Annotated in this window: 9 protein-coding genes; 6 read left to right on the plus strand and 3 right to left on the minus strand. The window is 68.7% G+C overall.

What is annotated here, in order from left to right; translation table 11 throughout:
• Positions 1 to 37: 37 nt before the first annotated feature.
• Complete coding sequence (locus HL658_RS05045; protein WP_180280747.1) at positions 38 to 3,271, minus strand: efflux RND transporter permease subunit; 3,234 nt, start codon at positions 3,269 to 3,271, stop codon at positions 38 to 40.
• Positions 3,268 to 4,362 (minus strand): efflux RND transporter periplasmic adaptor subunit, encoded by a 1,095-nt coding sequence (locus tag HL658_RS05050; protein WP_180280748.1) that lies wholly within the window; start codon positions 4,360 to 4,362, stop codon positions 3,268 to 3,270. The genes HL658_RS05045 and HL658_RS05050 overlap by 4 nt, the downstream gene beginning before the upstream one ends.
• Before the next feature lie 349 nt (positions 4,363 to 4,711).
• Here HL658_RS05050 and HL658_RS05055 point away from each other — a divergent pair, with 349 nt between their 5' ends.
• The 3 genes from HL658_RS05055 to HL658_RS05065 all read left to right on the plus strand — a co-directional run bounded on the left by HL658_RS05055 (position 4,712) and on the right by HL658_RS05065 (position 6,262).
• A complete protein-coding gene (locus HL658_RS05055) occupies positions 4,712 to 5,251 on the plus strand; it encodes a peroxiredoxin (RefSeq protein WP_180280749.1) in 540 nt (179 codons plus the stop codon).
• Between the two features lie 110 nt (positions 5,252 to 5,361).
• Positions 5,362 to 5,895 (plus strand): alkylhydroperoxidase, AhpD family, encoded by a 534-nt coding sequence (gene ahpD, locus HL658_RS05060; protein WP_180280750.1) that lies wholly within the window; start codon positions 5,362 to 5,364, stop codon positions 5,893 to 5,895.
• Between the two features lie 157 nt (positions 5,896 to 6,052).
• A complete protein-coding gene (locus tag HL658_RS05065) occupies positions 6,053 to 6,262 on the plus strand; it encodes an addiction module protein (RefSeq protein ID WP_180280751.1) in 210 nt (69 codons plus the stop codon).
• A 28-nt stretch (positions 6,263 to 6,290) separates the two neighbouring features.
• Here the strand turns inward: HL658_RS05065 and HL658_RS05070 are convergent, their stop codons facing one another.
• Complete coding sequence (locus HL658_RS05070) at positions 6,291 to 6,947, minus strand: LysE family translocator (protein ID WP_343055012.1); 657 nt, start codon at positions 6,945 to 6,947, stop codon at positions 6,291 to 6,293.
• Positions 6,948 to 7,256: 309 nt separating this feature from the next.
• Here HL658_RS05070 and HL658_RS05075 point away from each other — a divergent pair, with 309 nt between their 5' ends.
• From HL658_RS05075 to HL658_RS05085, 3 genes are all read left to right on the plus strand, one after another.
• The gene (locus tag HL658_RS05075) at positions 7,257 to 8,234 is read left to right on the plus strand and encodes a BMP family lipoprotein (protein ID WP_180280752.1); all 978 of its coding nucleotides are present in this window, start codon (positions 7,257 to 7,259) and stop codon (positions 8,232 to 8,234) included.
• 11 nt (positions 8,235 to 8,245) lie between these two features.
• Complete coding sequence (locus tag HL658_RS05080; protein WP_180280753.1) at positions 8,246 to 9,772, plus strand: ABC transporter ATP-binding protein; 1,527 nt, start codon at positions 8,246 to 8,248, stop codon at positions 9,770 to 9,772.
• 154 nt (positions 9,773 to 9,926) lie between these two features.
• Positions 9,927 to 10,549, plus strand: a 623-nt coding sequence (locus HL658_RS05085; RefSeq protein ID WP_180287623.1) for a hypothetical protein, incomplete at its 3' end; no start/stop codon positions are given.

Genomic DNA, 10,549 nt, shown 5'->3' on the forward strand with positions numbered 1-10,549 from the left:
GGTGCCCCGGCTCCGGAAAGCGTTGCGCAGGATAACACTACTCCGCGGCGTCCTGCAGCCGCCTGTTGTCCTGGCGCGGGTGGCTGCGGCGGAAACGCCGGCGCCACCAGCCGCCGATCAGCCGCTCCTCCTTCTTCCGCCATTCCCGCAGGTTGACGCGCAGCATCAGGGCGCAGGGGGTGACGATCAGGGTCAGGATGGTGGCGAAGGTCAGGCCGAAGACGATGGCGGTGGAGAGCTGCACCCACCATTGCGTCGCCGGCGCGCCGAAGGTCACCTCCCGCGTCAGCAGGTCGATGTTCATGCCGTAGGCCAGCGGCAGCAGGCTGAGCACCGTGTTGAAGGCGGTCAACAGCACCGGGCGCGCGCGCTCCACCCCGGTGCGCAGGATCGCCTGGAACTCGCTGGGTTCCGTGTGCCTGTACTGGTCGTAGGTATCGATCAGCACGATGTTGTTCTGCACCACCGTGCCGGCCAGCGCGATGATGCCCACCCCCGTCATGACGATGCCGAAGGTCTGGCCGGTGAGGATCAGGCCGATGGTGACGCCGATGGTGGACAGCAGCACCGAGGTCAGGATCAGGAAGGCCGAGTAGAAGCTGTTGAACTGCGTCACCAGGATGATCGCCATGATCGCCATGGCGGCCAGGAAGGCGCGGCTGAGGAACTGGGCGCTTTCCTTCTGCTCCTTGTCCTCGCCCTTGTAGGTGGCGACGATGCGCGGGTCGAGCGGGTTGGCGGTCAGCCACTGCCGCATCGCCTGCACCTTGTCGTCGGCCAGCACGCCGGTGGCGACATCCGCCTTCACGGTCATCACCCGCATCCCGTCGACGCGATCGATCTGGCCGACCTTCTGCTTGGCCGACCGGTTGATGAAGTTCGACAGCGGCACGCTGCCCTTGCCGGTATCGATGCGGAGCTGGTCGAGCTGGTCGAGCGAGCGCAGTTCCTTCGGGTAACGGACGACGATGTCGATCTCGTCGTCGGCATCGTCCGGCCGGTATTCGGCCAGCTTCAGCCCGTTGGTGACGAGCCGCACGGCGTCGCCCACCGCGGTGACGTCCAGCCCGAATTTGGCGGCCTGCGCGCGGTCGACCGACACCTGCCACTCGATGCCGGGCAGGGGGCGGCTGTCCTCCACGTCCACCAGCCCGCCGACCGTGTCCAGACCCCGGCGGATGTGCTGCACGGCACCCTCCAGCATCGACGGGTCGCGGGCACCGAGCTGGAGCTGCAACGGCTTGCCGGTGGGCGGCCCCCCCTCCTGCTTGCGCGGCTCGATGATGATGCCCGGTATGTCGGCGGTGCGGTCGCGGATCTCCGTCAGCACGGTGTCGGCCGGCGGGCGCAGCTTCCAGTCCTTGAACTCCACCGTGATCTGGCCGATCACGTCCTCCGCCAGATTGCCGCCGCCCGGACCGCCGGCGTTGCCGGACCCGGTGCGGCCGACGCGGGTGTAGACGCTGGTGAAGGCGTCGAGCGGCAGGATGCGTTCCTCCACCTCGCGCACCAGCGCGTCCTGCTCCCAGACCGACAGGTTGCCGCGGGCGTGCACCAGCACCATGGCCACCTCGGGCTCGACGTCGGGGAAGAACTCCACCCCGTTGCCGTGCAGCGCGTAATAGCCCTGGATGCCGACCAGCAGCACCGCACTGCCCGCCAGCACCTTGGCCGGGTGGCGCAGCGCGGTGGACAGCACATCGACATACCAACCCTTGAGTTCACGCCGCTCCTCCACCGGGTCGCTGTCGTCCAGGTCGGCGGCCATGCGGTTGGCGGGCGCCATCGGGTGCAGCGGCGCGTTGGGCTTGCCGAACAGGGCGCCCAGCACCGGCACGAAGATCAGCGCCATCAGCAGCGCCGCCGACAGGGTGGCGAACTGGCTGATCGGCAGGAACTTCATGAACTCGCCCACCATGCCCGGCCACAGCAGCAACGGTGCGAAGGCGGCGAGCTGCGTGGCGGTGGAGGCGATGATCGGCCAGGCCATGCGCCGTGCCGCGAGCGAGTAGGCGCGGCGCTTGTCCATGCCGTCGGCCATCTTGCGGTCGGCGTATTCGGTGACGACGATGGCCCCGTCCACCACGTTGCCGGCCGACAGGATCAGACCGAACAGCACCACGATGTTGATGGTGTGGCCCATGCCGGCCAGCACCAGCATCGCGGTCAGGAACGAACCCGGCACCGCCACCACCACCAGCGTGCTGGTGCGCATCCCGAGCGTCGCCACCACAATCACCATCACCAGCAGCACGGTGACGGCCAGATTGTTCTCCAGGTCGCCCAGCATGGTGCGGATGTGCTCCGACTGGTCCTGGGAGTAGGTGACGACGAGGTTCGCGGGCATGTAGGCCCGCTCGGCGTCGACGGTCGCGCGCACCTGGGCGATGGTGTCGATGATGTTCTCGCCGCTGCGCTTGGAGATTTCCAGCGCGATGGCCGGCTTGCCGCCGACCCGGGCGAAGGTGTTGGGATCCTTGAAGGTGCGGCGGATCTCCGCGATGTCGCGGAAACGGACGACGGCATCGCCGTTCACCTTCACCGGCATGTTCCAGATGTCCTCGACCGTCTCGAACAGTCCGGGGACCTTGATGGGGAAACGGCCGTGGCCGGTGTCGAGGTTGCCGGCGGCGACCAGCCGGTTGGAGCGGTTGAAGAGCTGGGCGATGTCCGCGGGGTTCAGGCCGTAGCTTTCCACCCGCATGGGATCGACCACGACCTCCACCAGCTCCTCGCGGTCGCCGGCGATCTCCGCGCTCAGCACGGCGGGGATGCCCTCGATCCGGTCCTTGAGCGCGCGGGCGATCTGGAGCAGCGTGCGCTCCTGCACGTCGCCGGACAGGATCACCACCAGCACGGGGAAGAGCGACAGGTTGACCTCGTTCACCGTCGGCTCGTCGGTCTCCTGCGGCAGCTCGGACTTGGCGCGGTCGGTGCGCTCGCGCACATCCTGCAGCGCCTTGTCGGCGTTGAAGCCGGCCTCGAACTCCAGGATCACGTTGCCGCCGCCCTGGTAGGCGGTGGAGCGCATCTCCTTCACGCCCTCGATGGTGCGCAGCTCCTGCTCCATGGGGCGCAGCAACAGGCGCTCGGCGTCCTCGGGCGAGATGCCCTCGTAATGCATCGAGACGTAGATGATGGGGATGTTGACGTCGGGTGCCGCCTCCTTCGGGATGTCGCGGTAGGCGATCCAGCCGGCGATCAGCAACAGGGCCAAAGTCGCCAGCACCGTGCGCGAACGGCCGAGGGCCGCGTTGATCAGTCCGTTCACGACGCGCCCCCGCCGGTCGTTTCCACCGGCTTCACCCGGCTGCCGGAAGCGGCGTACTCGTGCCCCACGGTGATCAGCCGGAATTCCGCCGGCAGGCCGTCCAGCCACACGCCGTCCGGCGTGGTGCCCAGGATCTCGGCGCGCAGGAAGCGCACGGTGTCGTCGGCCTCCACCGCCTTGACGCCCACCGTTCCGTCATCCGCCAGCGACAGGGCGGAGGGCGGAACGAAATGGGCCGGGCGCTGCTCCACAGGAAGCCGGATCTGCGCCGTCAGCCCGGACACGATCGCACCGTCGGCGTTGGGCACCTCGATCTCCACCCGGAAGGTGCGGGTGAGGGCGTCGGCCTGCGCGGCGACATAGGCGATCCGTCCCTCCACCTCCCGGCCGCCGACGATGCGGGCGTGCCCGACCACCCCCGGCCGGAGCTGCGGCACATGGCGTTCGGTGGCGAAACCCACCACCCGCATGGGATCGAGATCCACCACGCTGGCCACCGGGTTGCCGACGTCCAGGAAGTCACCGACGTTGATCGGCCGCTTGTCCAGCACCCCGTCGAAGGGCGCCCGGAATTCGGTGTTGGCGAGGTCCACCTCGGCCTTGCGGATGGCGGCCTCGGCGGCGTCGAGCTGGGCGCGGGCGGCGGCGAGCTGGACATCGGCGGCGTGGCCGCGCTGGTTGAGTGTGCGCGCCGCCTCGAACTCGATCTTGCGCTGGGCGGCGAGGGCGCGGGCCTGGTCCAGGATGGCCTTGCGCTCGTTGACCGCGAGCCGGGCGATGAGCTGGCCCGTGCGCACGGGCTGGCCGCGTTCCACCAGAACCGCCTCCACCCGGCCGCGCACCTCGGCGCGCATGTCCACGGTGCGCCAGGCCTCGGTGCGGCCTTGCAGGACCACCTCGTTCACCATGGGGCGTGCGACGCTGCGCATGACTCGCACGGACTGGAGCGGCGCCTCGGTCGATGCGGATGCGGCGGAGTCGGCGTTCGGGCGGGCGGGCGATTCGGTCTTCGGCTCACCGAACTGGCCGGACAGGACCCAGGCGGTCGCGCCGACGGTGATCAAAGCGGCGATGACGACGGAACGGTTCATGACAGGTCCTGCGGCACGGGCGCGCCGGTGATTCGTGCCGACGTCATTGCACATACGCGGGAGCTTCGCGCCGGATCACGGCATCGCCGTGGCATCCATCCCCCGCCGGCGCTCCCTTTCCGGTGGTGGGCACGCGCAAGATGCTCCCGACAAACGATCCGATCCAGACCGAAATAACGCGAACGGTCGTGCCGTCCTGCGATCGCCGTCGATCGGCGCTTCCTATCGCTACGGTCGGAAAAAACAATTTGACCGCATGCTGCGCTGCGATCATGTTTCGAACCGTTCTAAACAACACTGCGCCGCATTCAGGCCGCAACCGGCCAGGCCGCAACAGGAGCGAGAGAATATGCTGACCGTTGGCGACAAGTTCCCGTCCTTCGACCTCAAGGCCACCGTCTCCACCGATCCGAAGTCGGCCTTCGCCCAGATCACCGACCAGTCGGACGCCGGCAAGTGGAAGATCTTCTTCTTCTGGCCGAAGGACTTCACCTTCGTCTGCCCGACCGAGATCGCGGCTTTCGGCAAGCTGAACGGCGAGTTCAACGACCGTGACGCCGTGGTCTACGGCGCCTCGACCGACAGCGAGTTCGTGCACCACGCCTGGCGCGTCCACCACGAGGACCTGAAGGCCCTGCCGTTCCCGATGCTGGCCGACATCAAGCGTGAGCTGTCCACCGAGCTCGGCATCCTCGACAAGACCGAGGGCGTGTGCCTGCGCGCCACCTTCGTGGTCGATCCCGAGGGCATCATCCGCCACGTGTCGGTCTACGACCTGTCGGTCGGCCGCAACCCGCAGGAGATCCTGCGCACCCTCGACGCCCTGCAGACGGACGAGCTGTGCCCCTGCAACTGGAACAAGGGTGAGTCCACGCTCCAGGCCGCCTGAGCCCCCCGCAAGGCAGCCTGACGCGCGGGCGGGCGCCCGTCCCCACACATCCAGGGCGCCCGCCCGTTCTACCATTCGTTGATCCCTTTCGTCCTCCCCCGGAGATTTCCATGTCGCTCGACGACCTGAAGGCCTCGCTGCCCGACTACGCCAAGGATCTGAAGCTCAACCTGGGCGGCGTGCTGACCTCGCCGAACCTCACCGCGCAGCAGATCTGGGGAACGGCACTGGCGTCCGCCATCGCGTCGCGCAACGACGACCTGCTCCGCACCATCGAGTCGGAGGCGGCCCAGCACCTGACCCCGGCGGCGCTCACCGCGTCGAAGGCGGCGGCGGCGGTCATGGGCATGAACAACATCTATTACCGCTTCGTCCACCTGTCCTCGAACCCCGACTTCAAGAAGCTGCCGGCCCGGCTGCGCATGAACGTCATCGGCAACCCCGGCGTGGACAAGCTGGATTTCGAGCTGTGGTCGCTGGCGGTGTCCGCCGTGAACGGCTGCGGCATGTGTATCGAGGCGCACGAGCACGAAGTGCTGACCAAGGGTGCGACCAAGGAAGCGGTGCAGGACGTCATCCGCATCGCGGCCGTCCTTCATGCGGTGGCCGTGACGCTGGACGCGGAGCGCGCGCTGAAGGGCTGAGTTCTGACCGCATTGGCGGCCGGTGCCGGGGCCTCTTCCCGATCGGGGAGAGGCCCTTCGTGCGTCCGGATCCTGTGAACCGCCACGCGCTCGACCGAGGCGCGGCCGGGTGGCACTCTTCCATGCGATGGCCTCTGCATCCGGGTGCATGCCTCCCATGGCAACCGTCGAATTCCGTCACCTGTCCACTCAGGAGCGCCTGGATCTCATCGGTGAGATTTGGGAGAGCCTCGGCGACTCCGATGTTCCCGCGCCGGTCGACCTGCGCGCGGAACTCGACCGCCGGAACATCGCCTTTCCGGACGAGCGCAAGCGCGCGGTATCGCGGTTGGAGGTCCGTGCAAAGACGCGTCCGGCCCGCGGGTGAGCCAACCCGTGTTCTTCCTGCCGGCGTGTCAGCTCATCGCCAAGCTGGCCATCCCCGTGACGGCGCTCCCCAGCGCCCAGATGCCGAAACCGGCCAGCGCCACGCCGGTGTAGTGGTTCAGCATGACCAGCCGGCGGTCGGAGAAGCGGTGGCGGATCGAGGCGACGATCGAGGACAGGGTCAGCCACCACAACGACGACCCGATGAACACGCCGAACACCAGCGTGGCCGCGTCGAAGCGGCCGAGATCGCCGCCCAGCCCGAAGCCGGCGAAGATGGCGATGAAGGCCATGATGGTGGCGGGGTTGGTCAGGGTCAGCGACAGGCCGGTCATGAAGCCGCCCACCCAGGTGCGGCTGTCCGGTGCGGCGTCCGCCTCCCGCTGCTCGGCGGCGGGGCTCTGGCGGAAGGTGCGGATGGCGACCACCATCAGGAAGATGCCGCCGACGAGCTGGAAGACGATTTGGTGGTCGCGCAGGTAGCCCACCGCCGCCGACACGCCGAAGGCGGCGACGGCGCCATAGATGGTGTCGGCGACCGCGGCCCCCATGCCCGTTGTGAAGCCCATCATCGGGCCATGCTCGATGGTGCGGCGGATGCACAGGAGCCCGATCGGCCCGACGGGCGCTGCGATGGCGATCCCGAGAACCACCCCTTGCAGCAGCACCATCAGTTCATGCACCACCGGCCGCGTCCTTCCAGCGCAGTTCGACCGTTCGGAGTATGCCCCGATCCGCCCCATGGCGGAACGGTGTATCTCCGGCCCGTGCGGAGAAGGCGACGGTCCTGACGTCGTCCCCCGTCGCCGGCCGGCGGTGCCGGTACGGGGATGGGGCGCGTGATATCGTGGGCCGTCCCCCCCTGTCAACCGGCGACCGGTCGCGACGTTGCCGCGGGCCGCGCCGCAATCGGCACGTGGCACCGCGAAATCCAGTTGTCGCCAGCGGTTTCGCGGCTATCCTTCCCATCCACGCGCAGGATGTGGAGGGGAAGGATGAAGCGCTTTTTCGCGGTGCTCTCGATGGCGGTTGCGATGGCCGGCGGCACCGCCTCGGCCCAGGAGTTCGCCCCCGCGCTGGTGTTCGACATGGGCGGCAAGTTCGACAAGTCGTTCAACGAGGCGGCCTACCGGGGTGCGGAGCGCTTCAAGCAGGAGACGGGCATCGCCTACCGTGAGTTCGAGGTGACGAACGAGGCGCAGCGCGAACAGGCGCTGCGCAACCTCGCCCGCCGCGGCGCCACCGTGATCGTCGGCGTCGGCTTCGCCCAGGCCGCCCCCATCGAGAAGGTCTCCAAGGAGTTTCCGAAGGTCAAATTCTGCCTGATCGACGAGGCGTTGGACCTGCCCAACGTGCAGTCCTTCACGTTCAAGGAGCAGGAAGGTTCCTTCCTGGTCGGCATGCTGGCCGCCATGGCGTCGAAGACCGGCAAGGTCGGCTTCGTCGGCGGCATGGACATCCCGCTGATCCGCAACTTCCTGGTCGGCTACGAGCAGGGGGTGAAGCACGTGAACCCGCAGGGCGAGGTGATCGCCAACATGACGGGCACCACGGCCGCCGCCTGGAACGACCCCACCCGTGGTGCGGAGCTGGCGAAGAGCCAGTTCGACCGCGGCAGCGACGTGGTGTACGCCGCCGCCGGGGCGACCGGGTTGGGCGTGCTCCAGGCCGCCGCGGACAACAAGAAGCTCGGCATCGGCGTCGATTCGAACCAGAACTGGCTGCACCCCGGCTCCATGCTGACCTCCATGATCAAAGGCGTGGACGTGGCCGTGCACGGCTGCATGAAGTCGGCCAAGGACGGCACTTGGCAGTCGGGCCACCGGTTGCTCGGCCTGAAGGAGGGTGCCGTCGGCTGGGCCCTGGACGAACACAACCGTGGGCTCGTCACCGCGGAGATGGAGAAGGCGGTGAACGACGCGGCGGCGAAGATCGTCGCCGGCCAGATCAACGTGAAGCCCTACCAGCCCTGAGCCGCGGCGGCATGACGGACACGCCCCCTCCGGCCCTCGACCTGCGCGGGGTCGAGAAATGGTTCGGCTCCAACCACGCCAACCGGGGCGTGTCCTTCACCGTCGCCAAAGGCAGCATCCACGGCATCGTCGGCGAGAACGGCGCCGGCAAGTCGACGATCATGAGCATCGTCTACGGCTACCTCCCCGCCGACGGCGGGGAGATCCGGATCGACGGCCGCCCGTCCGACATCCGCAGCCCGCGCGACGCCATCGCCGCCGGCGTCGGCATGGTCCATCAGCACTTCATGCTGGTTGACCCCTTCACTGCGCTGGAGAATGTGCTGCTGGGGGCGGAGGGCGGCGCCACGCTGGGCCGCGGTCTTGATCGCGCCCGGGCGGAGTTGGAGCGCCTCGCCCGCGACTACGGGCTGGAGGTCGAGCTGGACCGGCCGGTCGGGGAACTTCCGGTCGGCGCCCAGCAGCGGGTCGAGATCCTGAAGGCGCTCTACCGCGGCGCCGACATCCTGATCCTGGACGAGCCGACCGGCGTGCTGACGCCGCAGGAGGCGGACCATCTCTTCCGCATCCTTCGGGCGCTGAAAGGCCAGGGCAAGACCATCGTCATCATCACCCACAAGCTCCGCGAGATCATGGAGCTGACCGATTCGGTCACGGTGATGCGCCGGGGGGAGGTGGTCGCCACCGTCCGCACGGCCGAAACGGACAAGGAACGGCTGGCCGAACTGATGGTCGGGCGCAAGGTGCTGCTGCGCGTCAACAAGGCGCCCGCGCGGCCCGGCGACGTGGTGCTGGCCGTGGACGGGCTGACCGTGCTGGACGGCAAGGGCGTGCCGCGGGTCAAGGACGCCAGCTTCACCGTACGCGCGGGCGAGATCGTCGGCGTTGCCGGCGTGTCCGGCAACGGCCAGTCGGAGCTGTTGGAGGCGCTGGCCGGCATGCGCCCGGTTGCCGCCGGCTCCATCCACCTGAAGGACCGGGAGTTGACGGGAAGCCGCGCGTTCGACGCGCGCGGGCTGCGCGCGCTCAAGGTCGGCCATGTGCCGGAGGACCGGCAGAAGGTCGGGCTGGTGACGCAGTTCACCGCCCGCGAGTCCGTCATTCTCGGCCATCAGGGCGATCCCGCCTGCAACCGCGGCGTTCGCATGGACTGGGGCGCCGTACGTTCCCTTTGTGAGCGGGACATGGAGTCGTACGACGTACGCCCGCGGAACCCGGATCTGCGGGCTGCCAACTTCTCCGGCGGCAACCAGCAGAAGCTGGTCCTGGCGCGGGAGATCGAGCGCGACCCGGACCTGCTGCTGGTGGGACAGCCGACGCGTGGCGTGGACATCGGCGCCATCGAGTTCATCCACCGCCGCCTCGTGCGGCTGCGCGACGAGGGCAAGGCGATCCTGCTGGTGTCGGTGGAGTTGGACGAAATCCTCGGTCTGTCCGACCGTATTCTGGTGATGTTCGATGGCCAGATCGTCGGCGAGGTGACGCCGGAGGCGGCCGACGAAAGGCGTCTCGGCCTGATGATGGCGGGTGCGGCGTAGGCCCCGGCCAGCTTCCTCTTTGCTTCGTTCGAAAGCCCAAGCATAATCCGTTCGGACAGGGTGGCGGCGCGACGATCGCCGTCCCGATGGGGCAGATGGGGAACGGGTAATGCGGCTGAGGATGGCGCTCCTGTGTGGAGCGATGGTTGTGTGCGTGTCTGGTGCGGCGTACGCGCAACGGTCGGAGACGTTCGAGGCGGCGGGCCTGCGCAACTGGTCGGGGTCGCGGGGCTATGACGCCGCCGGACGCTTCGATCGCTGCGCCATGACGGCGAAGCCCGGCCCGACCACCTCGCTGTCCCTGCTCATGAACCGTGATCGCGACCTGTCGGTCGCCGTGACCAACAGCCGATGGACGCTGACACCCGGCACCAAGGAAACCGTGCGGTACGCCATCGACCGCGGCGCTCCCGAAAAGACCGAAGGCACGATGACCGACCTCGGTCTGGTGATCGTGATCCCGCGCGTGCCCGCTCTGCAGGCGGGTCTCCAGGATGGGCGCAGCATCAGCGTCACGGTCGGCAAGAACACCGCCAGCCTTCCGCTTGCCGGATCGCGCAAGGCGGTGGCCGCGCTGACCGCCTGCGTCGATGCGGCGCTGGCGGCCGAGGCGAAGGCACCAGCTCCGGTCCCCGTCGCCACCCCTGTGCCGACGCCCGAGCCCGCCGCCCCGGCGGCGGCCATGCCGGCCCCCGTCGCCACGCCGGCCGAACCGCCGGCACCGCCGCCTCCGCCGGTCGCGGCGCCTGCGGAGCCGGTTGCTCCGGCGCCGGCGGC

This window comes from Azospirillum oleiclasticum (assembly GCF_013423485.1).
Lineage (GTDB): Bacteria > Pseudomonadota > Alphaproteobacteria > Azospirillales > Azospirillaceae > Azospirillum > Azospirillum oleiclasticum.

Coding starts and splice junctions, on each gene's coding strand:
- HL658_RS05050 (WP_180280748.1), bottom strand. CDS start 4,362: ATGAACCGTTCCGTCGTCATCGCCGCTTTGATCACCGTCGGCGCGACC.
- HL658_RS05055 (WP_180280749.1), top strand. CDS start 4,712: ATGCTGACCGTTGGCGACAAGTTCCCGTCCTTCGACCTCAAGGCCACC.
- ahpD (WP_180280750.1), top strand. CDS start 5,362: ATGTCGCTCGACGACCTGAAGGCCTCGCTGCCCGACTACGCCAAGGAT.
- HL658_RS05065 (WP_180280751.1), top strand. CDS start 6,053: ATGGCAACCGTCGAATTCCGTCACCTGTCCACTCAGGAGCGCCTGGAT.
- HL658_RS05075 (WP_180280752.1), top strand. CDS start 7,257: ATGAAGCGCTTTTTCGCGGTGCTCTCGATGGCGGTTGCGATGGCCGGC.
- HL658_RS05080 (WP_180280753.1), top strand. CDS start 8,246: ATGACGGACACGCCCCCTCCGGCCCTCGACCTGCGCGGGGTCGAGAAA.